This window comes from Rhizobium sp. AAP116 (assembly GCF_001295785.1).
GTDB lineage: Bacteria > Pseudomonadota > Alphaproteobacteria > Rhizobiales > Rhizobiaceae > Allorhizobium.
Window position 1 is genome coordinate 100,266 of record NZ_LJIB01000027.1, and the last position, 21,882, is coordinate 122,147.

Below are 21,882 nucleotides of genomic sequence, written 5' to 3' on the forward strand. Positions count from 1 at the left end.
ACCTAAAGCAATTCGCCGGGCGTTTGTGGCGCCCGGCGATTTCAGTGTTTGATCAGTTGCCGGTCTTGATCGTTGTCCAGACCCGGTTCAACACGCGTTGTTCACGCGGGCCATAAGGGGAAATGGTGAAGAGCTTGGCCATGACATCTTCCGGCGGATAAACGGCCGGATTGTCCTTAACCTCGGGGGCGAGCATCTCCTTCGACGCCAGGTTGCCGTTGGCATACTGGACGTAGTTGGACGCCTTGGCGATCACGTCAGGGCGCATCAGGAAGTTGATGAACTCATGCGCTTCGGCGACGTTCTTGGCATCCGCGGGGATCGCCATGTTGTCGAACCACATGTAGGTGCCTTCCTTCGGGATCACGTAGTTGATCTCGACGCCGTTATTGGCCTCCTCGGCTCGTGCCTTCGCCTGGAGGATATCGCCCGACCAACCGATCGTCATGCAGACGTCACCGTTCGCGAGATCGTCGATATAGGCGGAGGAATTGAAGGTGCGCACCGAGGGGCGGATCTTCATATAGACTTCGCCACCGGCTTCCAGATCAGCCGATTCCTTGCTGTCCGGGTCCTTGCCGATATAGTTCATCGCGATCGCGAAGGTCTCGTCCGAAGCGTCGAGGATGTTGATGCCACAGGACTTCAGCTTCTCGGCATTTTCAGGCTTGAAGATCGCATCCCAGCTGTCGACAGTGAAATCGGCACCCAGTGCTTCCTTGACCTTGGCAACGTTGTAACCGATGCCGGTCGTGCCCCACATGTAATTGACGGCATATTCGTTGCCTGGGTCATATTTCGCCAGGCGCTCGGACACCATCGGCCAGAGGTTCGGCAGATTGGTGAGCTTGGATTTGTCGAGCTTCTGGAAGACGCCGGCCTGGATCTGGCGCGCCAGGAAGGGTGCCGTCGGCACGACGACGTCATAGCCCGAGCCGCCAGCCAGCAGCTTGGTTTCGAGCAGTTCGTTGGAATCAAATACGTCGTAGACAACCTTGATTCCGGTTTCCTTGGTGAAATCCTCAAGGACGGATTCGTCGATATAGTCCGACCAGTTGTAGACGTTGACGACGCGTTCCTGCGCCTGGACAGCCGATGCGATGAAGATCGTCGCCAGGGCTACCGACGCCGTACGGATGAAATGAGCCTTCATTTTTTCTCCTGTTCCAGCCTTGGGGAGCGGAGAGCCCCCGATGCCATTCCCGTTATTTTTTAAGAGACTAGAAAGGAATTGGACGGGCGACAAGCGAAATTCTTCGCAGTCGCGAATGCTTTATCGGGTGTATCTGCTTCATTGGAAATCGAACGCCGAAAGGCCCGTGACCATCTCGTCGAGGCCGAGCGGGCGGGTCAGCGGCGGCTCGGCGCGCGCCAGACAGCCAGATCTTTCGCACAGCCGGCAGGCGGGGCCGATGGCGATTGCCGGCTGCGATCGATCGGGCAAAGCGGCGGCATAGGCCACCTCTTCGCGGCTCACGGCGTCGCAGCCGACCAGAAGGGCCGTGCGCCTGATACGCTCGCCGAAACCGGCCTGCGGACCTTCGAGGGTCCGCGAGATCGTCACGAAGCCGCTGCCATCCGGCATCTCAACCTGCTCGACCAACACCTGACCCGGCTGGGCAAACGCTGCATGGACATTGAGCTTGGGACAGCCGCCACCGAACTTCGAATGTGGGAAACCGGTGGCGCCCGCCCGGCGGAAGCGGTTTCCGGCATTGTCGATCTCCATCATGAAGAAGGGCACGCCCGTAGCACCCGGGCGCTGCATCATGGTCAGACGGTTGGCGGCCTGTTCGAAGGAAACATTGAAACGGGCACGCAACACGTCGATGTCGTAGCGGGCGCGGATCGCAGCCGAGAGAAAGGCGCCGTAGGGCATCATCAGGGCATGGGCTGTGTAACGGGCGAGCTCGAAGCGGGCGATGCGGCGCGCCTCGCCGGACGACAGCCCCAACGCATCCAGTTCGGCCTGGACATGTTCGCCGAGCGCCAGAAGCACCACCTCCATGGCCACCTCGCGCAACTGATCGAAGGGCGACAAGCGCTCGGAAAGGAACAGGCGCATGGAATGGCGGTCGTATCGGCGGCGCAGCGACGGCATGGTCTGCACCGGCAAGGCGCGAACAACAATGCCATGGGTGGAGCGCAGCCAGGCCTTGAGCGCGACGGTGAGATCATCACCGGGCGCGAGGTTCAAGCCCGCATGAAATGTCTCGGCTGCCTCGTCGAGCCGGGCGAAATAATTCGGTCGACGCTCGAAGACTTCGCGGACCTCATCGATCGGCAGACGCGCGCCTGACAGAGAGGTTTCGTGCCCCTCGCGGGCCAGGAGATCGGCGAGATCGGAGAGCCGGGCAGCCTGCTCGCGGTAGGCCCTGTAGAGCTTGACGATGCCACTCGCGGCATTGGGGGCGGCTTCCGCCACCTCGATCAGCTCCTGATCGCCTGGCAGCTCGCCTAAAAGCAGGGGATCTGCGAAGACCTCACGCAGCTGGCTCGTCGATCCACCGGCCTCACCCTGCAGCTCATCGAGATCGACCTTGTAAACGGAGGCAAGCTTCAAGAGCAGCTGGACCGTGAGCGGCCGCTGATTGCGCTCAATGAGATTGAGATAGGACGGCGAGATTTCGAGCGCCTCGGCCATGGCCGTCTGGGTGAGGCCGAGGCCGTTTCTGATGCGGCGGACGCGGGGGCCCGCGAAAATCTTGCGCTCTGCCAATTTACAGCTCCTTTACAAGATTAGACCGGCACGATCGGCCCTTGCGTTGTGACTGTTTTTACAAATTTACACGGGACTTCTGTCAAAGGCAAGACAGCCTAACCTCTTTCATCTCTTTGTTTTATCGAATTTTCTGGTCGTCTTTTGCAGTGCGGTGTAAATCTAGTCACATCAGAAGCGGCCAAACAGCTCCAAGAACTCCGGCTGATCCCGCTTCCTGCAGTGAACAGGGAGACCCGATATGACTGAATTTTACAATCTCGTTCCGAATGCCCCCAAGGGCCGCTATGACGGCATCGATCGTCCCTACACTGCAGCAGACGTGAAGCGCCTGCGCGGCTCGGTCGAGATCAAGTATACGCTCGCCGAAATGGGCGCCAATCGCCTGTGGAAGCTGATCAACGAAGAGTCCTTCGTCAACGCGCTCGGCGCGCTTTCCGGCAACCAGGCCATGCAGATGGTCCGCGCCGGCCTCAAGGCCATCTACCTCTCCGGCTGGCAGGTCGCAGCTGACGCCAACACGGCCTCCGCCATGTATCCCGACCAGTCGCTCTATCCGGCCAATGCCGCACCGGAGCTTGCCAAGCGCATCAACCGCACACTTCAGCGTGCCGACCAGATCGAAACCCAGGAAGGCAAGGGCCTTTCGGTCGATACCTGGTTCGCCCCGATCGTTGCAGACGCTGAAGCCGGTTTTGGCGGACCGCTCAACGCGTTTGAGATCATGAAGGCCTTCATCGAGGCGGGTGCTGCTGGCGTTCACTTCGAGGACCAGCTGGCGTCTGAAAAGAAGTGCGGCCATCTCGGCGGCAAGGTTCTGATCCCGACGGCCGCCCATATCCGCAACCTGACGGCTGCCCGTCTGGCTGCCGACATCATGGGTGTCCCCACGCTGATCGTCGCCCGTACTGATGCCGAAGCCGCAAAGCTTCTAACCTCCGACATCGACGAGCGCGACCAGCCCTTCGTCGACTATGACGCGGGTCGCACTGCGGAAGGCTTCTACCAGGTCAAGAACGGCATCGAGCCCTGCATTGCACGCGCAATCGCCTACGCTCCTTACTGCGACATGATCTGGATGGAGACCGGCAAGCCGGATCTCGAACAGGCCCGCAAGTTCGCCGAAGCCGTGCACAAGGTCCATCCGGGCAAGAAGCTCGCCTACAACTGCTCGCCTTCCTTCAACTGGAAGAAGCACCTCGACGACGCGACGATTGCCAAGTTCCAGCGCGAACTGGGTGCGATGGGCTACAAGTTCCAGTTCATCACGCTCGCCGGCTTCCACCAGCTGAACTACGGCATGTTCGAACTGGCTCGCGGCTACAAGGATCGCCAGATGGCGGCCTATTCGGAGCTGCAGGAGGCGGAATTCGCCGCCGAGGTCAATGGCTACACCGCGACCAAGCACCAGCGCGAAGTCGGCACCGGTTACTTCGACGCCGTCTCGCTCGCCATCACCGCCGGCCAGTCTTCGACGACCGCGATGAAGGAATCGACCGAAACCGAGCAGTTCAAGCCGGCAGCTGAATAGACCTGGGCGACTGCCCCTCACCCTACCCTCTCCCCGCAAGCGGGGAGAGGAAGACGAGATCCACCATTCAAGAACCCCCAACACCAAGAGGAGAAATGCCATGACACCCCAGACCCGAGTCAAGGAACGCGCCGAAGAACAGTCCTCGGCCATGAGCACCGATCAGCAAGCGATGATCCGCATGCTGGCCAATGACCTGCACCGTCTCAACCATTCGATCATGAAGGCCGTAGATGCCGGCGTCTCGGTCGAGCTCGTCCGCTCCGCCCGCCATCATGGTGGCGACGGCAACTGGGGTGATCTCTTGATCCCCGTCATCGTGACCCAGGGCAATCACCAGGCCGCCTGAGCCACATCACTATCCCCCGTCACTATCCCCCGTCCGGCACCTGACCTCCGGATCGGTTCCCGCACGATGATCGCCTCTGAGGAGGAGTGCCGGTCGTCGTGCGGGTTTTTCATTTTGGGCTTGACGTCAGCTGCTCGTGCTGGGGCGCTTGCCCGCCAGAACATCCCGATGCGACTTCAACAGTTTTGCAACCCGATCGGCCACCATGCGGATATCGCTTCGATGACGATCGTCATTGTTGATGACGATCCACTGGCGATGGCGCAGTTCCGGGATTTCCTCGCCGACCCGCTCGAGTGTCGGATCGAGATCCCCAACGAAGCAGGGAAGCACGCCGACACCGGCTCCCGCCCTGACGAGATCCCTCAGCGACCTCGGGCGATTGACCGTCGCGACGATCTGCTCCGCCGACTGTTGGCGCGGCCAGCGCAGATAGGCGGAGACGGCATTCTCGTCATCAACCGCGACCCAGGGCTCCGGCCCCATCCATTCCCTGTTGCGGGCTCGGTAGGCCGCATAGGCCACTTCGCCTGCTGCGATCGCGGCGAGGTTCGGCTCTTCTGGTTCAAAGGCGCGGATGCCGATGTCACTCTCCCGATGCGCAAGCCTGGCACGTTTCTCGGCGACGTGCAGGTCGATGCGGAAGGCGTCGCGGGGGGTGCGGATCGTCGACGTGTTCTGGCAGAGGAGCCAGGCGATCCAGGTACCAAGGCTGATGCGCACCAGGGACTGACCCGCCTTGCCACGTCGCCATTCCTCCACCCTCCTGCTTCCGGCTTCCAATTCAACCAGATGCTCCAGCAACTGGCTGCCGTCGCGGGTGAGGCGATAACCGGTCTGGCTGCGCAGGAAGAGCTCGCGGCCCAGCGCCTGCTCAAGTTCGACCATGCGTCGGCCAAGGGTGGCGGCACTGAGACCGGTGGTCTCAGCGGCAGCCGACAGGCCGCCTTGCCGCGCAACGGCGAGGAAGAGTTGATAGGCGTCCCACGATATGTCTTTCATAGATGAAATGCATAGCACGATCTTGAGCATACCTGCATCCAAAAATGATGGATAAAAGGGAAGACGGCTTCAACAGCAGGAGATCCGTCATGCACGAAGTTTATGCAGCCCTCGCCATTGCCGCGCTAAACCAAGAACAAGGGCAGAAGGCCCGACTGTCCGAAGAGGAATTCTACGCACAGTATAGCGAAGTGCCCTGGGCCCGTCTGCGGCGCTTCATCCGCACCATGCGCGAAAGACAGGTTCGCAGACGAGATGCGGAGGTCGATTGCGAGACCGATCCGGGCAGATCTTGTCGTCTGGCTGAGGCTTGATACAAAAAAGCCCGGTGCGATGACCGGGCTTTTCCGTTTGGCGAAGGTGGAACCTCAGGCGGCGCGATCGACAGACCGCGAACGACCGGCCTCGATGCGGAACTGCTGGAGCAGATCCCGCAGGGCATCGGTCTGGGCCGAGAGATCCTGTGTGGCGGCGGTCGCTTCCTCAACCATCGCAGCATTCTGCTGGGTCATCTGGTCCATGCGACCGACGGCACCATTGACCTCCTGCAGCGCGCCGGACTGCTCGCTGCTCGTCTCGGCAATCTTCTCGATATGCTCGCTGATCATCGCGATCTGGCCGCCGATGCGCGAGAGCACGGTTCCCGTCTGCTGAACGTGGGTGGAGCCGTTCGCCACCTCTTCGGCAGAACGGTTGATGAGCGCCTTGATTTCCTTTGCGGCACCGGCCGAGCGCTGGGCCAGTTCACGCACTTCCTGGGCAACGACGGCGAAGCCCTTGCCGGCCTCCCCGGCGCGGGCGGCTTCGACGCCAGCGTTCAGAGCGAGCAGGTTGGTCTGGAAGGCGATCTCGTCGATGACGCCGATGATGTTGGAGATCTGACGCGAGGCTTCCTCGATGCGGCCCATGGCCGAAATCGCGCTGCCGACGACGACAGCGGATTCGTCGGCGTTCTGTTTCGCCTCGCGGACGACGCCATTCACCATCTCGGCGCGCTCCGAGGACGAGCGGACGGCTGCGGTGATCTCATCGACCGCGGCAGCGGTCTCCTCAAGCGAGGCTGCCTGCTGCTCGGTGCGGCGGGCGAGATCGAGTGCAGACTGCGCCATCTGGCGGCCATTGTTCTGGATCTGGTCGACGTTGCCGGAGATCTGATGCATCGTGTCGCGCAGACGCGACAGCGACAGGTTGAAGTCGTTGCGGAGCTGTTCCAGGCGTCCGTGGAAGCGGCCTTCGATCTCGAAGGAAATATCGCCATTGGCAAGACGCTCCAGCGCCTGGGCGAGCTTGCCGACGGCATGTTCGATCTCCCGGTCGAGCGCCTGCTTTTCCTCGTCGTTGCGGCGACGCTCGGCTTCCGCTTCCATCTGCTCGCGCTGCCGCTCGGATTCGATCTCGAGCTTGGTGCGGGCGTTCGTCTTGAAGACGGCGAGTGCGCGGGCCATGGCGCCGATCTCGTCACCGCGCTTGTCGCCGGCAATGCCGGCTTCGAGATCACCTTCAGCAAGGCGCTGCATGCTTGTGGTGATGCGGGTGATCGGCCGCTGCAGGGTCAGGACCAGCGCGATACCGCCGATGACGGCGAGGAGGACACCGGCGATCATTGTGCCGATCGACAGGCGGTTTGCTTCCTGGCGCTCCGTGCCGGCGACATCCTTCTGCAGATCGGCAAAGGAGGTCAGCGAGGCCCAGATGGCATCCATCGTGCGGCTCGCCTGATCGAAGCTCGCGATGCGTTCGGCGCTGGTCTTCACGAGGGCTTCGGTATCGATCGTCAGCGAGACCAGCAGCGGTGTGATGGCTGCCGTCAGGCTGTCGTAGAAGGCCTTGTCGGCGATACTGCCGCCGAGAACCGCAAGGTTGTCGCCGATCAGCTTGATCTGGCGAAGGATCGGCTCGCGGGTCTTGTCATCCTTTACGTTCAGGAAAGTGGCGGTCATGATGCGCAGATCATAGACATCGGCGATCAGGGTGCGGCTGCCGACGAGAACATCGGCCGCCTGTACGGCGCCGGTCTCGACAGCGGCGAACTTCTGCACGGACTCGGCATATTTGACGGCGGCACCGGCGCTGAGCGTCGCTTCGAAGCCGCGGAAACGCGAGATGATCGAGCCAACGGCACGGGCGTTCTCAAGGCTCATGTCGCCGGTCGCGACCTTCGCCTTGATCTCGTTGATCGCAGCCAGGAGGGCCTTGCCCATGTCCCTGTTTTCGGCCGGCAGGGCATTGGCAATCTTGCGCTGGGTCTTGACCAGTTCAGGCAATTGTTTCTGCAGGTAGGGGAATTGCTCTTCAGGGGTTCCTGCGGAGAAGAAGCCCTGGAAGACTTCCGAGAGGTGCTTGGCACCGGAAGACAGGCGCTCGGCTTCCTTCAAGGCACCCTTCGCATCATTTTCACCACCGACGACGGCGCGCTGCAGTTTCTGCGCCTCATCCGACACGCGGATCTGCTGCGCCATCAGGCCCGTCAGATGGTTCTGGATGGAAGTGGCCAGCTTCACCTCCGCCTCGTGCAACTGCCAGAGCGCATCGATCTTCTCGTTGACGGCACCCGTGCCGGCAATCGCCTCATCGAGGAAGTTGCGCCCCATGCCGTCGGCGCCGATTTCCGAGATGTTCTGCGTGAGCGTCGACTGCTGGGACGCAAGCTGGTTCAAGACGGTGCTGCGCGTTTCTTCCGAGGTCTGATCGAGGAAGTGGGTCATGGCGGCGTTGACGTTCCGGAAGCCGTTCAGCGAACGCATCGTGCCGTTGGAAATTTCCATGCGCTGCTGCAGGAGGCCGGATGCGTAGAGGCCCATGAGACCGACTGCGGTGATCGACAGGACGAAGGGCAGCACAAAGGCAATGACCTTGGTCGATATCGAAAAGCGCGACAGTATTTGATCGATCAACATTGTTCCTCCAAACGAAAACGGCATCAAAGCTGCGCCGCAACCTTAAAAAAGTGGCGGCTCTGACTGTCGTCTTCGCCGTCTTTGCTCCTACCAGCCAAAACAGTTGCAGTAAAAGTCTCAAGACGGAGTTAAGGCCAAAGACTGACATCCCGAAGCGGGACAGAGATCGTTGATCGAGGAAAAGCTAGCACCGCCAAAGGGTCGGGGTGTCAAAGAGTGGCTGTAGTCAAACCGCTGAAAAGCGACTTGCTGCCACTGACAGGGAGGACCGTCGAGACGCCCTAGCCGAGGAGACCAAAGGCAAGTGCAGCGACAGCGCTTGCGGCATAAAAGCAGACGATACTCACATGACGCAACCGGTCGCGCTCTGCGTCACGGGTGCGGGTGGCGGCAATGGCGATGGCACGGGGCTTGCGGGTCTCATGGTTCATGGGGCGCGGTCCTTGATGCAGCCAGGGAAGGTCATGCCCTTGCGGGGCCTTAAGCCGGCCAAACCTCATGTCGCGATATCAGACGATATCGCACCGGCATTCGGGCAGGATGACCGACGCATGTTAACAAGCCCTGAATTACAGATATAAGCTTGTCCGGAGCGTGAGACTTTGCTCAGACCGACTCGCCAACCGCATGGCCAGACGCCCAGGCCCACTGGAAATTATAGCCCCCGAGCCAGCCGGTCACGTCAACACACTCTCCGATGAAGAAGAGCCCGGGCACGGTTTTCGCCTGCATGGTCCGGCTGTCGAGCGTGTCGGTATCGACACCGCCGAGCGTTACTTCCGCCGTACGGTAGCCTTCCGACCCCGCCGGCTTGATCGGCCAGCGACGAATGCGGTCGGCGAGCGAGCCAAGCGCCTTGTCTGGCAGGTCGGCGAGCGGCCGTTCCAGCTTCGCGGTCTCGGCCAGATATTGCGAAAGGCGCTTGGGCAAATGCTGGGCAAGCACCGTCTGAACCTGCTGGCGCCCGTTTTCGCGCTTTGCCGCCTTCAGGAGCTCCGCAAAATCCGTCTCGGGCTGCAGAGAAAGCAGAATCTCGTCCCCTTCCCGCCAATAGCTTGAGATCTGCAGGATGGACGGACCGGACAGTCCGCGATGGGTGAAGAGAAGCGCCTCGTGGAAGCGGGTCTTGCCGCAGGAGACGTCCGCATCGACGGCAACACCCGAGAGCTCCGACAATTCGCCGAGCAGATTGGGTTCGAGCGTGAGTGGCACGAGAGCGGGTCGTGTTTCGGTGACGGGCAGTCCAAACTGCTCGGCGATGCGATAGGCAAAGCCGGTCGCGCCCATCTTGGGGATCGACTTGCCGCCGCAGGCAACCACCAGGCTGTCCGCGGCAATCGGGCCTTCGCTGGTGGTGAGGCGGAAACCGTCCGGTCCCTTCTCCAGTTCGGAGATCTCGCAGGAGAGTTTCAGGTCGACATGCACCGCGCGCATCTCCTCTAGAAGCATGCGAATGATGTCTTTCGCGCTGTCATCGCAAAAGAGCTGGCCGAGGGTCTTTTCGTGCCAGGCGATCTTGTGGCGGTCGACCATGGCGATGAAGTCTGACGGTGTGTAGCGGGCGAGCGCCGACTTGGCGAAATGCGGGTTCTCAGAGATGTAGTTCTTCGGCGTGGCATGGATATTGGTGAAGTTGCATCGCCCGCCGCCTGAGATGCGGATCTTCTCACCCGGGGCCTTGGCGTGGTCGAGGACGATGACGGATTTGCCACGCCGGCCGGCGGTAAAGGCCGCCATCATGCCGGCGGCACCGGCTCCGATGATCGCGACGTCGTACTTCCTGGCCATGCTGCTGCTCCCGGGGATCTGCCGCCTGTCTCGACAAACTTATGATCAAAGTCAACGCGTCCGGCTGGCCAAAGGCCAAAGTCTGGCTATGATGACCTGCATTAACAACCAACCGGTGAGACATGCCCGCGAAGAAATCCATGATGAGATCCCACAACGCTCCCTCCAAGAAGGCGGTGATCCCGCCGGATCCCGGATCCAAGCGCGGCGTCTCGAACTGGAAGGAAGCGGCCACCTGGCTCCGGGCGCGCGGCATCGAGGATATCGAGTGCATTACGCCTGACCTTGCCGGCGTGCCGCGCGGCAAGATGATGCCGTCGTCGAAGTTCACGTCCAACACGTCGCTGGCGCTTCCCTCGGCGCTCTACCGTCACACGATCTCGGGCGAATATCCTGACGAGACGGAGAATTTCCGCTACGAGCCGCGCGACAGCGATCTGAAGCTCTTGCCGGATCTTTCGACGCTTTCGGTCGTGCCGTGGGAGACCGATCCGACCGCGCAGGTGATCTGCGACATCGTCAATGTGGACGGGGAGAACGTCTCCTACACGCCGCGCAATGTGTTGAAGAACGTGCTGCGCCTTTATGACGAAAAGGGCTGGAAGCCGGTGGTCGCGCCGGAAATCGAGTTCTATCTCGTCGCCATGAACGACGACCCGGACTATCCGCTGCATCCGCCGAAGGGCCGCTCCGGTCGCTCGATCATCGGCGGCCAGGGCTATTCGATCGCGGCCATCAACGAGTTCGACGAGCTGATCGACGACATCTACCATTTCTCGGAAAAGCAGGGGCTGGAGATCGACACCCTGATCCACGAGGAGGGGCCGGCCCAGCTCGAAATCAACCTGCGCCACGGCAATCCGATCGAACTTGCCGACCAGGTCTTCATGTTCAAGCGCACGATCCGCGAAGCGGCGCTGAAGCACGGGATCTATGCGACCTTCATGGCCAAGCCGATGCAGGGGCAGCCGGGATCCGCGATGCACATCCACCAGTCGGTCGTCGATGCCAAAACAGGCAAGAATATCTTCTCCAATCCAGACGGCTCTGCCTCGCCGGAATTCTTCCACTTCATCGGCGGCATGCAGAAATATGTACCAAGCTCGCTGGTGATGCTGGCGCCTTACGTGAATTCCTACCGTCGCCTGACGCCGGACATGGCCGCACCCGTCAACAATGCCTGGGGTTACGACAACCGCACGACGGCCTTCCGCGTGCCGGTCTCGGATTCCGCCGCACGGCGCGTCGAAAACCGCCTGCCGAGTTCGGATGCCAATCCTTATCTTGCGCTCGCGGCTTCGCTCGCCTGTGGTTATCTCGGCATCGTCAAGGAAATCGAACCGACGGCAGCGGCGGAAGGGTCGGCGAACGAGGGATCCGTCGATCTGCCACGCGGCCTGCTGGAAGCCGTTGCCTTGCTCGAGGGTGAAACCGACTTCCACGAGGTCTTCGGTTCGGAATTCGTCGGCCTCTATGCCGGCGTGAAGCGCGGCGAGTTCGAGACCTTCATGCAGGTGATCAGCCCGTGGGAACGCGAATTCCTCCTGCTCAACGTGTGAGGGAGGCGCCCCCATGACATGGCAAAGCCCGATCGCGCCGGGGATTTCGTGGTATCAGGCGAGTGTTGGCGAGCGGCCGGAATACCCGGCCCTCGACGGTTCCACCTCTGCAGACGTCGCCATCATCGGCGGCGGCTTTACCGGCCTGCAGGCCGCATTCAACCTTGCCCGCCTCGGCGTCTCGGTCGTGCTGATCGAGGGGGGCCGCTTCGGTGACGGCGCCTCGGGTCGCAATGGCGGCCAACTCGGCACCGGCCAGCGCGCATCTCCGGCAGAACTGGAGACCGAACTCGGCTTCGAGCGGTCAAAGGCGCTGTTCGAGATGGCGGAGAACGCCAAGCATTACCTGCTGGACTTCGCCGAACAGCACGGCATCGATATTGAATATCTTCCGGGGCAGATGAATGTCTCGCACAAGCGCGGTGGGGAAGAGGAATATCGGCACGAGGCCGAGATCATGGCCGTTCGCTATGGCTATCCGCATATTTCCTTCATGGACCGGGAAGAAACCCATGAGCGTGTCGGCTCGACGCGTTATCACTACGGCGTGCGCGATACCGGCACGGGGCACATCCATCCGCTGAAGCTGCTGGTTGGTCTGGCAAGGGTCGCGGCGGCGGCCGGCGCTCGCATCCACGAGATGACGCCCGCGAACGCCATTCGTCAGGAAGGCGGCAAGACCTTAATCGACACGCCGCGTGGCACGATCACTGCCGACCGTCTGCTGATCGCGACCAATGCCTATATCGGCAATCTGGAGCCGGTGACGGCGGCCCATGTGATGCCGATCCGCTCCTTCATCGGGGCGACGGAACCGCTGGACATGTTCCCGCAGGTGCTCAAGGGCTCGGAGGCCGTTGCCGACAGCCGGTTCGTGGTGCGCTACTTTCGCAAGAGTCGCGATGGGCGGCTTCTGTTCGGCGGGCGCGAGGCCTATACCGCCGATAGCCCCCGCGATATCTCGACCCATATCCGCCGGCAAATCGCCGAGATCTATCCCGATCTCAAGACCATCGAGATCACCCATGGCTGGGGCGGATCGGTTGGCATTACCCTGCCGCGCAAGCCTTTTGCCCGGGATGTGATGCCCGGCGTAACCTCACTTGCGGGTTATTCGGGACACGGCGTGATGCTCTCCAACTATTGCGGCAAGATGTATGCCGACATGGTGGCCGGCAATGCCCGAGAGCTGGACGTGCTCAAGGACCTGAAGATCCCGCCCTTCCCAGGAGGTGCCAGCCTGCGCAAGCCGCTGCTGTTCCTCGCGCTCACCTGGTATGCGCTCCGGGACCGTTTCTGATACGTGAGTGCCACCTGCCGGAGCCGCTCACACTGGGCGCTGGCAGGTGTGTTTGATTGTCGCAGAACACACTTTGTTCATCCTTCCAGCGCCATCCAAAGACAATTTCCACCCGGTCGGGGTGGCTTTTTTAAATCGATTAGATTAGAACCTGTCCAACGAATTTGCCGAACGAGAGATGCGCATGAGCAGCCAGATCATCCCCGTTGAACCCTTTGACTACGTCGTCTTCGGCGGCACCGGCGACTTGGCCGAGCGCAAGCTTCTGCCGGCTCTGTTCCACCGCCAGCTCGCGGGTCAGTTGACGGAGCCGACCCGTATCATCGGTGCTTCACGCACGGCGATGACGCATGAAGAGTATCGCAGGTTCACGCTCGACGCGCTTCATGAGCACCTGAAGGCCGAGGAGCTGGAAGAGAGCGAAGTCGCTAAGTTTCTCGATCGCGTCCATTACGTATCTGTCGATGCCAAGTCGGACCAGGGCTGGGAAGATCTGAAGAAGCTGCTCGACCAGGGCAAAGATATCGTTCGGGCCTTCTATCTCGCCGTGTCCCCGTCGATCTTTGGCGACATTGCCGACAAGATCCGCGACCACAAGCTGATCACCAAGTCGACCCGCATCGTCGTCGAAAAGCCGATCGGCCGTGATCTCGCCTCGGCGCAGATCCTGAACGACACGATCGGCAAGGTGTTCAAGGAAGAGCAGATCTTCCGCATCGACCACTATCTCGGCAAGGAGACGGTGCAGAACCTGATGGCGTTGCGCTTCGCCAACGCGCTCTACGAGCCGCTGTGGAATTCGGCCCATATCGACCATGTGCAGATCACGGTGGCGGAATCCGTCGGCCTCGAGGGCCGCGTCACCTATTACGACAAGGCCGGCGCGCTGCGTGACATGGTGCAGAACCATATCCTGCAGCTGCTTTGCCTTGTGGCCATGGAAGCGCCCTCCTCGCTCGACGCCGAGGCCGTGCGCGACGAGAAGCTCAAAGTGCTGCGCTCGCTGAAGCCGATTACGCCGGCCAATGTCGAGAAGCAGACGGTTCGCGGCCAATATCGCGCTGGCGCTTCCGCCGGTGGTGCCGTCAATGGTTACCAGGAAGAGCTGGGCTCCGTGTCCGACACGGAAACCTTCGTCGCCATCAAGGCGGAGATCAACAACTGGCGCTGGGCGGGCGTGCCCTTCTACCTGCGAACCGGCAAGCGTCTGGCAACTCGCATGTCGGAGATCGTCATCGCCTTCAAGCCGATCCCGCATTCGATCTTCGGCGATGCAGCCGGCCGCATCGAGGCCAACAAGCTGGTCATCCGCCTGCAGCCGGACGAAGGCGTCAAGCAGTGGCTGATGATCAAGGATCCGGGTCCGGGCGGCATGCGCCTGCGCCACGTGTCGCTCGACATGAGCTTCGCCCAGGCCTTCGACGTGCGCAATCCGGATGCCTATGAACGCCTGCTGATGGACGTCATCCGTTCGAACCAGACGCTGTTCATGCGCCGCGACGAAGTGGAAGCCGCATGGAACTGGTGCGATCCGATCCTCAAATCCTGGGAGGAAATTGGCCAGAAGGCGCAGGGCTATACGTCCGGCACCTGGGGCCCGAGCCAGGCCATTGCGCTGATCGAGCGTGACGGCCGCACCTGGCACGAAATCGACTGAGGCCCGGACCAATGGCGCATCAGATGAAGATTTTCGAGAACGGAGCCGCTCTTGCGGCTGGTCTCGCCGATACCGTGGCTTCGGCCTTGTCGGCTGCGATTGCCGAGCGCGGCGAAGCGACGCTTGCCGTCTCGGGCGGCTCGACGCCCAAGGCTTTCTTCGAGGCGCTGTCGACACGCATCCTCGACTGGACCAAAGTGAAAGTCACCTTGGTCGACGAACGTTTCGTGCCCGAAGACAATCCGCGTTCGAACCATCTGCTGGTCAAGACGCATCTTCTGAAGAATGAAGCGGTGGCGGCGGAATTCGTGCCGCTCTACCGTCCTGAGGCAACGATCGAGGATGCTGCGAAGACTGCGTCCGGGATCGTGCCGGGCATGAGCCAGCCTTTCGACGTGGCGATCCTCGGCATGGGGACGGATGGGCATACCGCCTCCTTCTTCCCCGGCGGCGATCACCTTGCTGCTGCACTTGATCTTTCGCTGCCGCGCCGCGTCATGACCATGGAAGCGCCGGGGGCGGGCGAGGCTCGCCTCACCCTCTCCTTCTCGGCGCTTCACGATGCCGGCCTTCTCGTGGTTCACATCGAGGGCGCCGAAAAGAAGGCCGTGCTGGAAAAGGCGCTTGCCGGCACGGACGAGGCAGAGATGCCGATCCGGGCCGTTCTTGAACGGGCCCACACCGCAACCGACATCTACTGGGCGCCCTGAGGGAGAGCCCTCGCCTGTCGGAGCGTTCCGGCAGGTGATGCGCATAAGACGAGTTTCACGGCCGAGGAGGCCTTTGCGCGATGTGCGCCTTGAGCGCCCGCGCCAGATGAGGAGCAATATCTCATGAGTGCAGACAGCCGCATCGAAGCCATCACCAAGCGGATCGTCGAGCGTTCCAAGCCGACCCGCGAAGCCTATCTCGACCGCACACGTCGGGCAATCTCCAAGGGCGTGCATCGTTCGACGCTGTCATGCGGCAACCTCGCCCATGGCTTCGCCGTCTGTTCCCCCAAGGACAAGGAAGCCCTGGCCGGCGACGTGGTGCCCAACCTCGGCATCATCACGGCCTATAACGACATGCTCTCGGCCCACCAGCCCTTTGAGACCTATCCGGCGCTGATCCGCCAGGCAGCATCCGAAGCCGGCGGCGTGGCACAGGTCGCGGGTGGTGTTCCCGCAATGTGCGACGGCGTAACCCAGGGCCAACCGGGCATGGAGCTCTCGCTCTTCTCGCGCGATGCGATCGCGATGTCGGCGGCCATCGGCCTGTCGCACAACATGTTCGACAGCTCCGTTTATCTCGGCGTCTGCGACAAGATCGTGCCCGGTCTGATGATCGCTGCCCTCACCTTCGGCCACCTGCCCGCCGTATTCGTTCCTGCCGGACCGATGACGACGGGTCTCCCGAACGACGAGAAGTCGCGCATTCGCCAGCTCTATGCCGAGGGCAAGGTCGGGCGTGCGGAACTGCTCGAAGCGGAATCCAAGTCCTATCATGGGCCGGGCACCTGCACCTTCTACGGCACGGCCAACTCCAACCAGATGCTGATGGAGATCATGGGCTTCCACCTGCCCGGCGCCTCCTTCATCAATCCGGGCACGCCGCTGCGTGACGCGCTGACCAAGGAAGCGACGAAGCGGGCGCTCGCCATTACTGCGCTCGGCAACGAATTCACGCCGGCTGGCGAGATGATCGACGAACGCTCGATCGTCAACGGTGTCGTCGGTCTGCACGCAACCGGCGGCTCCACCAACCATACGATCCACCTGATCGCAATGGCGCGTGCCGGCGGCATCCAGCTCACCTGGCAGGACATTTCGGAGCTTTCCGACATCGTGCCGCTGCTAGCCCGCGTCTATCCGAACGGGCTTGCCGACGTGAACCACTTCCACGCAGCCGGCGGCATGGGCTTCCTGATCAAGCAGTTGCTCAAGACAGGCTATGTGCATGACGATGTGCGCACGGTCTTCGGCCAGGGTCTGGCTGCCTATACGATCGATCCGAAGCTCGGCGATGACGGTAACGTCCACCGAGAGCCGGCAGCGGAGGTCAGCGCCGATCCGAAGGTGCTGACAACGATCGACAAGCCTTTCCAGGCCAATGGCGGATTGAAGATGCTGACGGGAAATCTCGGCAAGGCGGTCATCAAGATTTCGGCCGTCAAGCCGGAGCGCCATGTCGTCGAAGCCCCCGCGATCGTCTTCAACGATCAGCAGGAACTGCAGGATGCTTTCAAGGCCGGCAAGCTGGAAAAGGACTTCATCGCCGTCGTTCGCTTCCAGGGTCCCAAGGCCAACGGCATGCCGGAGCTGCACCGTCTGACACCACCGCTCGGCGTTCTTCAGGATCGCGGCTTCAAGGTGGCGCTCGTCACTGACGGGCGCATGTCCGGCGCCTCGGGCAAGATCCCGGCAGCGATCCACCTGACGCCGGAAGCCGTCGATGGCGGCGCAATTGCCAAGATCAAGGACGGAGACATTGTCCGGCTGGACGCTATCGCCGGCACGCTCGAAGTTATGGTCGATGCCGCCGAATTCGATGCCCGGCCGCTGGCTACGACCAATCTGGATGACAATGAATTCGGTATGGGACGCGAGTTGTTTGCGAGCTTCCGCAGGATCGCCGGGCCTGCCGACCAAGGCGCAAGCGTCTTGTTCTGAATCCGTCTTTTGCGCACATGTTTGACTAGAGGCCGCGAGCGATCGCGGCCTTTTTTGTCTGTTCCGACTGACAGTTTTCGTCCGGCAGTGTGTTCGCAAACGCGTCCTTTAATAAATTCGACACTTCTAATTTTATATAATTTGATACAGAAACAAACGCGATATCAATAGGTTATACAAAACGACGATTCTGCTGCTGCACCTTCGCCCTTTGTCTACCTTTTGAATGTGCGGTCCGGTTTCTGAAGCAGGAAATTGGCCAAAGGACCAAGGCAACATGTTTGGAATGTCCAGCAACACCCACTCGCAGCTTGAATCGCTTGAGGTCATTACCGCGAACATCATGATCGCCGACGACAAACTCAACATCCGCTACATGAACACCGCTACGAAGGCGATGTTGAAGGAAGCGGAGAGTGACCTGAAGAAGGAATTGCCGCGCTTTGACTTCGACAGGCTGATCGGCAGCAATATCGACATCTTCCACAAAGATCCCGGGCATCAGCGCAACATGCTGTCGAGCCTGAAGAATCAGCACAAGGCAACCATCTGGGTCGGCCACCGGGCTTTTGACCTGATCGTCACGCCGTTGAAGAATGGCGCCAAAACCACCGGCTTCGTCGTGGAATGGGCCAACGCCAAGGAACGGTTGCAGAACCTCGACTTCCAGAACCAGATGGAGGCCATCAGCCGCGTCCAGGCCATCATCGAATTCACGCCGCAAGGGGAAGTGGTCTCGGCCAATCAGAACTTTCTTGATGCCCTCGGCTACCGAATGGACGAGATCAAGGGCAAGCAGCACAGTCTGTTTGTCGACCCCGAATATGCGCGCACGCCTGACTATCAGGAGTTCTGGACGCAGTTGCGAGCCGGCAAGTTCCAGGCCGCCGAGTTCACCCGCTACGGCAAGGGCGGCAAGAAGGTCGTGATCAACGCCTCCTACAATCCGATCATGGACGATCGCGGCCGTGTGACCAAGGTGGTGAAATTTGCCACCGATGTGACCGAGCGCGTGCATGCCGTGGACACGATCGGCGATGCGCTTGGACGCATGGCCAAGGGCGATGTCAGCTTCACGATCGACAGACCCTTCGCTCGGGATTTCGAAGCTCTCAGAACCAACCTCAACGACGCCGTGACGCAGCTTGCAACCACGCTCGGCGCCGTGGCGCAATCGACCGACCAGATCGACAGCGGCAGCCGCGAGATCAGCTCGAGCGCCGAAGACCTGTCGAAACGCACCGAACAGCAGGCGGCTTCGCTCGAGGAGACGGCAGCGGCCCTCGACCAGATCACCGTCAACGTCAACAACGCCTCGAAGCGCGCCGAGGAAGCCCGACACGCCACCCTCGCTGCCGATACGAGCGCGACGCGCTCCGGCCAGATCGTTGCCGAGGCTGTAGGCGCCATGGCACGCATCGAGCAGTCCTCGAACCAGATTTCCAATATCATCGGAGTGATCGACGAAATTGCCTTCCAGACTAACCTGCTGGCGCTGAATGCCGGCGTCGAAGCGGCTCGCGCCGGCGAAGCGGGCAAGGGTTTTGCTGTTGTTGCGCAGGAAGTCCGCGAGCTCGCGCAGCGGTCCGCCGGTGCTGCGAAGGAGATCAAGGAGCTGATCCGCAACTCCTCCGAAGAAGTCAAGAACGGCGTCAAGCTGGTCAGCGAGACCGGTGAGGCCTTGAAGACGATCCAGGACAATATCGTGGCGGTCAATGACCACATGCAGGCCATAGCCAGCTCGGCACGCGAACAGGCAACCGGCCTCTCCGAGGTCAACTCGGCGGTCAATCAGATGGACCAGGTCACCCAGCAAAACGCTGCCATGGTGGAAGAGTCCAACGCTGCGAGCGCCACGCTGGCAACGGAGACACAGCGGCTTCGCCAGTTCATCTCCCGCTTTACCCTCGGCAGGCACTATACCGGCCAGCAGGGGACGACGTCAGCATCCCATGGTGCGGCACGCGCTCACACGCCATCCAGCCCTGCAGCAGCACCCCGGCGCGCACCGGGACGCCCGGCGCAGACGCACGGAAATGCCGCTCTCAAGCAGGATGAGTGGCAGGAGTTCTGAGCCTGACAAGGGTCGCGCCCGCACGCCGGGCGCGACGCCACACTCATGGGCGCGGCACCTTTGCGAAGCCCTTGCCCAGGATCGGGCCTGTCGGCTTGCCCGTCGGTGATCCACCCAAAGGCTCCACCGTGATCTCGTAGAGCTGCTCCTCGATTGGGCCGGGAAGATCAGGCCCTTCGACTGTTGCCGTCCGCCAACCGTCGAGAACGCCGAGCGATACCGGTCCGGTATCGCTCGACGGCAGCGTCCAGAGCTGCAGCGACCGGTCTGCGGCCACGGACACGTCGGAAAGCGGGATCACCTTGGCCGTGTCATTGCCGAAATCCTCGATCATCACGACCGGCTCGCCCTGTTCATTCATTAGAACGGCGATGACCTGTGGCTCCGCGCTGCGGAGAAGGGTGTAAGACAAGGCGCCGACAAGCAGGAGTGAGGCGGCCGCAGCCGCCAGACCGAAGCCTCGCCACCAGGAGAGGCCGTTGTCGTTGACAGCCATCGGAGGAACGGCGGCGCTCTTCGGTCGCTCCTGCGGACCGAGCTGTCGTTCAATCCTTGCCCAGAGATCAGGAGATACGCTCGCGGTCGGACCGACGAGGTCGAGCTCCAGGAACTTATCACGCGACACGGCAACGGCACGGGCGAGGCTCTCGTCGCGTTCCATCTCGATTTCGGTTGAACGATGCTCGTCCTCGTCCATCAACCCGAGAACATAGGCATCGGCGCGTTCGGCTAAAGTGTGCCATGTGCTCATGCCATGCACTCCCTCAGCGCCACCAGCGAGCGCCGGATCCAGGCCTTGGCGGTCCCAAGCGGCAATTTCAATCGACCGGCGATCTCACCGTGGCTGTAGCCCGAGACATAAGCCATCATGACCGTCTTGCGACGCAGCCCGTCGAGCCGTCCAAGACAGGCGCGAAGGCGACTTGTTGTATCGAGCTGATCGAACAGATCGTGATAGAGGGCATCCGCGCCCTCATCCTGCAGTCGCTCGAGGCTGTCCGTTTCAGTCAGATCTTCCCGCCCACCATCCCGGAGTGCATTCAGCGAGCGTGACCGAACAATTGCAAAGATCCATCCGCGCGCGGAGCCGCGCGACGGATCGTACTGCCAGGCCTTGTTCCAGATCCGCAAGAAGGCTTCCTGGACGATTTCCTCCGCCAGGTCGTGACGACGCAGGATTCGCTCAGCCACCGTGACCATGCGAGCCGCCTCGCTTTCGTAGATCAAGGCCAGGCCGTTGCGATCCCCTGCGGCACAGGCTTTCAGTGCCGCACCGAGCTTATCTTGCTCATTCTCCATCCAGCTTCCTTCCAAGAACCTGCGCGGAAAGTAGCTCACCCGTCTGATTTGGCAACCTGCACCACATGCACCCGCCGAAGAACTGCCGCTCGTCATCGCCACGTCCATGAGTTTCTCCTTCATTTCGGAGACACGCGACGAGCGTCTCTGGATGCAGAAGAAAAAAACTTCCGACGCCTGCATCCAATCGGCATCTGCCGCGTGTCTTTGGTTCAGGAGGCACCAGATCGGTGTCGCCACCATCCAAACGGGAGAGTTTTCCATGACCAGCATCCGTATCCTCGGCCTTGCCGCAGCCACCGCCCTTACGGCCTTCGGAGCGCAGGCCGCTCAGGTCGTCGGTCTCGCAGGCGACAAGACGCTCGTGATGTTCGACACTGAAAAGCCTGAAGTCTCGAAGTCGATGGACGTCACCGGCGTCGATCGCCTCGTCGGCATCGACTACCGTCCGGCCAATCAGACCATCGTTGGCGTGACGGCGGACAATGTGATCGTCACCATCGATCCGGAAACCGGCGCGGCAACGGAACTCGCCAAGATGGACAAACCGCTGACGATCGGCGATGCGCCTGTGGTCGTGAACTTCAACCCGGCGGCTGACCGGCTGCGCTACATGACCGGCACCACCAATCATCGCGTCCATCCCGACACGGGTGCCGTGACCGTGGACGGCAGCCTCGTCTTCGAGGAAGGCGACATGCACAAGGGCGAAACCCCGAATACCGTCGCTGCCGCCTATACGAATTCTGTCGGCAAGCCGGAAAAGACCGCGATGTACAACATCGACGCGACGATCGGCGCGCTCATCCAGCAGACCAAGCCGAATGACGGAACGCTGAAGGCGATCGGCAAGCTGGGCATCGAGGGCATGCCGAAGACCTATGCCTTCGACATCGAAGCGGGAGCCGACGGCAAGAATACCGCCTGGCTGGTTGCCGATAGCGCACTCTACACGGTCAGCCTTGAAACGGGTGCAGCAACGAAGACCGGTGACATCACCGTTGCGCCGGCGGCGATCAAGTCGATCACGGTGATCCCGGCGATGTAAGCCAGAGC

General features: G+C 61.4%; 18 protein-coding genes. 10 read left to right on the forward strand and 8 right to left on the reverse strand.

Annotated features, from left to right (window positions below):
* Window positions 1-52 precede the first annotated feature (52 nt).
* Both IP85_RS16675 and IP85_RS16680 read right to left on the reverse strand, forming a co-directional pair.
* Window positions 53-1,153, reverse strand: coding sequence for a polyamine ABC transporter substrate-binding protein (locus IP85_RS16675; protein ID WP_054150804.1), 1,101 nt, complete (start codon window positions 1,151-1,153; stop codon window positions 53-55).
* A 138-nt stretch (window positions 1,154-1,291) separates the two neighbouring features.
* Window positions 1,292-2,719, reverse strand: coding sequence for a helix-turn-helix domain-containing protein (locus IP85_RS16680; protein WP_054150805.1), 1,428 nt, complete (start codon window positions 2,717-2,719; stop codon window positions 1,292-1,294).
* Window positions 2,720-2,960: 241 nt separating this feature from the next.
* On the opposite strand from IP85_RS16680, the gene aceA reads away from it, so the two are divergent.
* Window positions 2,961-4,250: an isocitrate lyase gene (aceA, locus tag IP85_RS16685; RefSeq protein ID WP_054150806.1), complete on the forward strand. Its 1,290-nt coding sequence runs from the start codon at window positions 2,961-2,963 to the stop codon at window positions 4,248-4,250.
* 100 nt (window positions 4,251-4,350) lie between these two features.
* Window positions 4,351-4,599: a hypothetical protein gene (locus IP85_RS16690; protein WP_054150807.1), complete on the forward strand. Its 249-nt coding sequence runs from the start codon at window positions 4,351-4,353 to the stop codon at window positions 4,597-4,599.
* 126 nt (window positions 4,600-4,725) lie between these two features.
* On the opposite strand, the gene IP85_RS16695 is transcribed toward IP85_RS16690, so the two are convergent.
* A complete protein-coding gene (locus tag IP85_RS16695; RefSeq protein WP_054150925.1) occupies window positions 4,726-5,601 on the reverse strand; it encodes a LysR family transcriptional regulator in 876 nt (291 codons plus the stop codon).
* An 89-nt stretch (window positions 5,602-5,690) separates the two neighbouring features.
* Between IP85_RS16695 and IP85_RS16700 the strand changes: the two genes are divergently transcribed.
* Entirely contained in the window at window positions 5,691-5,915 is a 225-nt protein-coding gene (locus tag IP85_RS16700; RefSeq protein WP_054150808.1) for a hypothetical protein, read from the forward strand.
* A gap of 54 nt (window positions 5,916-5,969) precedes the next feature.
* Here the strand turns inward: IP85_RS16700 and IP85_RS16705 are convergent, their stop codons facing one another.
* The 3 genes from IP85_RS16705 to IP85_RS16710 all read right to left on the reverse strand — a co-directional run bounded on the left by IP85_RS16705 (window position 5,970) and on the right by IP85_RS16710 (window position 10,286).
* On the reverse strand, window positions 5,970-8,498 hold the full coding sequence (locus IP85_RS16705) for a HAMP domain-containing methyl-accepting chemotaxis protein (RefSeq protein WP_054150809.1): 2,529 nt from the start codon (window positions 8,496-8,498) through the stop codon (window positions 5,970-5,972).
* A 281-nt stretch (window positions 8,499-8,779) separates the two neighbouring features.
* Window positions 8,780-8,929 (reverse strand): hypothetical protein, encoded by a 150-nt coding sequence (locus IP85_RS22235; protein ID WP_153761431.1) that lies wholly within the window; start codon window positions 8,927-8,929, stop codon window positions 8,780-8,782.
* Between the two features lie 175 nt (window positions 8,930-9,104).
* Window positions 9,105-10,286, reverse strand: coding sequence for an NAD(P)/FAD-dependent oxidoreductase (locus IP85_RS16710; RefSeq protein WP_156322943.1), 1,182 nt, complete (start codon window positions 10,284-10,286; stop codon window positions 9,105-9,107).
* Window positions 10,287-10,408: 122 nt separating this feature from the next.
* On the opposite strand from IP85_RS16710, the gene IP85_RS16715 reads away from it, so the two are divergent.
* The 6 genes from IP85_RS16715 to IP85_RS16740 all read left to right on the forward strand — a co-directional run bounded on the left by IP85_RS16715 (window position 10,409) and on the right by IP85_RS16740 (window position 19,527).
* The gene (locus IP85_RS16715) at window positions 10,409-11,845 is read left to right on the forward strand and encodes a glutamine synthetase family protein (protein ID WP_054150811.1); all 1,437 of its coding nucleotides are present in this window, start codon (window positions 10,409-10,411) and stop codon (window positions 11,843-11,845) included.
* 13 nt (window positions 11,846-11,858) lie between these two features.
* Window positions 11,859-13,145: an FAD-binding oxidoreductase gene (locus IP85_RS16720; RefSeq protein WP_054150812.1), complete on the forward strand. Its 1,287-nt coding sequence runs from the start codon at window positions 11,859-11,861 to the stop codon at window positions 13,143-13,145.
* 184 nt (window positions 13,146-13,329) lie between these two features.
* A complete protein-coding gene (zwf, locus tag IP85_RS16725) occupies window positions 13,330-14,802 on the forward strand; it encodes a glucose-6-phosphate dehydrogenase (RefSeq protein ID WP_054150813.1) in 1,473 nt (490 codons plus the stop codon).
* Window positions 14,803-14,813: 11 nt separating this feature from the next.
* Window positions 14,814-15,512: a 6-phosphogluconolactonase gene (pgl, locus tag IP85_RS16730; RefSeq protein WP_054150814.1), complete on the forward strand. Its 699-nt coding sequence runs from the start codon at window positions 14,814-14,816 to the stop codon at window positions 15,510-15,512.
* Window positions 15,513-15,635: 123 nt separating this feature from the next.
* The gene (gene edd / locus IP85_RS16735; protein WP_054150815.1) at window positions 15,636-17,453 is read left to right on the forward strand and encodes a phosphogluconate dehydratase; all 1,818 of its coding nucleotides are present in this window, start codon (window positions 15,636-15,638) and stop codon (window positions 17,451-17,453) included.
* A gap of 277 nt (window positions 17,454-17,730) precedes the next feature.
* Window positions 17,731-19,527, forward strand: coding sequence for a methyl-accepting chemotaxis protein (locus tag IP85_RS16740; protein WP_054150816.1), 1,797 nt, complete (start codon window positions 17,731-17,733; stop codon window positions 19,525-19,527).
* Between the two features lie 43 nt (window positions 19,528-19,570).
* Here the strand turns inward: IP85_RS16740 and IP85_RS16745 are convergent, their stop codons facing one another.
* Together IP85_RS16745 and IP85_RS16750 are read right to left on the reverse strand one after the other, a co-directional pair.
* Complete coding sequence (locus tag IP85_RS16745) at window positions 19,571-20,278, reverse strand: anti-sigma factor (RefSeq protein WP_054150817.1); 708 nt, start codon at window positions 20,276-20,278, stop codon at window positions 19,571-19,573.
* A complete protein-coding gene (locus tag IP85_RS16750; protein WP_054150926.1) occupies window positions 20,275-20,826 on the reverse strand; it encodes a sigma-70 family RNA polymerase sigma factor in 552 nt (183 codons plus the stop codon). The genes IP85_RS16745 and IP85_RS16750 overlap by 4 nt, the downstream gene beginning before the upstream one ends.
* Window positions 20,827-21,088: 262 nt before the next feature.
* Here IP85_RS16750 and IP85_RS16755 point away from each other — a divergent pair, with 262 nt between their 5' ends.
* The gene (locus tag IP85_RS16755) at window positions 21,089-21,874 is read left to right on the forward strand and encodes a DUF4394 domain-containing protein (RefSeq protein ID WP_054150818.1); all 786 of its coding nucleotides are present in this window, start codon (window positions 21,089-21,091) and stop codon (window positions 21,872-21,874) included.
* Window positions 21,875-21,882: the final 8 nt, after the last annotated feature.

Excerpts from the sequence above, each read along its gene's own strand:
- IP85_RS16675 (WP_054150804.1), bottom strand. The coding sequence starts at position 1,153 with ATGAAGGCTCATTTCATCCGTACGGCGTCGGTAGCCCTGGCGACGATC.
- aceA (WP_054150806.1), top strand. The coding sequence starts at position 2,961 with ATGACTGAATTTTACAATCTCGTTCCGAATGCCCCCAAGGGCCGCTAT.
- IP85_RS16690 (WP_054150807.1), top strand. The coding sequence starts at position 4,351 with ATGACACCCCAGACCCGAGTCAAGGAACGCGCCGAAGAACAGTCCTCG.
- IP85_RS16695 (WP_054150925.1), bottom strand. The coding sequence starts at position 5,601 with ATGAAAGACATATCGTGGGACGCCTATCAACTCTTCCTCGCCGTTGCG.
- IP85_RS16700 (WP_054150808.1), top strand. The coding sequence starts at position 5,691 with ATGCACGAAGTTTATGCAGCCCTCGCCATTGCCGCGCTAAACCAAGAA.
- IP85_RS16705 (WP_054150809.1), bottom strand. The coding sequence starts at position 8,498 with ATGTTGATCGATCAAATACTGTCGCGCTTTTCGATATCGACCAAGGTC.
- IP85_RS22235 (WP_153761431.1), bottom strand. The coding sequence starts at position 8,929 with ATGAACCATGAGACCCGCAAGCCCCGTGCCATCGCCATTGCCGCCACC.
- IP85_RS16710 (WP_156322943.1), bottom strand. The coding sequence starts at position 10,286 with ATGGCCAGGAAGTACGACGTCGCGATCATCGGAGCCGGTGCCGCCGGC.
- IP85_RS16715 (WP_054150811.1), top strand. The coding sequence starts at position 10,409 with ATGCCCGCGAAGAAATCCATGATGAGATCCCACAACGCTCCCTCCAAG.
- IP85_RS16720 (WP_054150812.1), top strand. The coding sequence starts at position 11,859 with ATGACATGGCAAAGCCCGATCGCGCCGGGGATTTCGTGGTATCAGGCG.
- zwf (WP_054150813.1), top strand. The coding sequence starts at position 13,330 with ATGAGCAGCCAGATCATCCCCGTTGAACCCTTTGACTACGTCGTCTTC.
- pgl (WP_054150814.1), top strand. The coding sequence starts at position 14,814 with ATGGCGCATCAGATGAAGATTTTCGAGAACGGAGCCGCTCTTGCGGCT.
- edd (WP_054150815.1), top strand. The coding sequence starts at position 15,636 with ATGAGTGCAGACAGCCGCATCGAAGCCATCACCAAGCGGATCGTCGAG.
- IP85_RS16740 (WP_054150816.1), top strand. The coding sequence starts at position 17,731 with ATGTTTGGAATGTCCAGCAACACCCACTCGCAGCTTGAATCGCTTGAG.
- IP85_RS16745 (WP_054150817.1), bottom strand. The coding sequence starts at position 20,278 with ATGAGCACATGGCACACTTTAGCCGAACGCGCCGATGCCTATGTTCTC.
- IP85_RS16750 (WP_054150926.1), bottom strand. The coding sequence starts at position 20,826 with ATGGAGAATGAGCAAGATAAGCTCGGTGCGGCACTGAAAGCCTGTGCC.
- IP85_RS16755 (WP_054150818.1), top strand. The coding sequence starts at position 21,089 with ATGACCAGCATCCGTATCCTCGGCCTTGCCGCAGCCACCGCCCTTACG.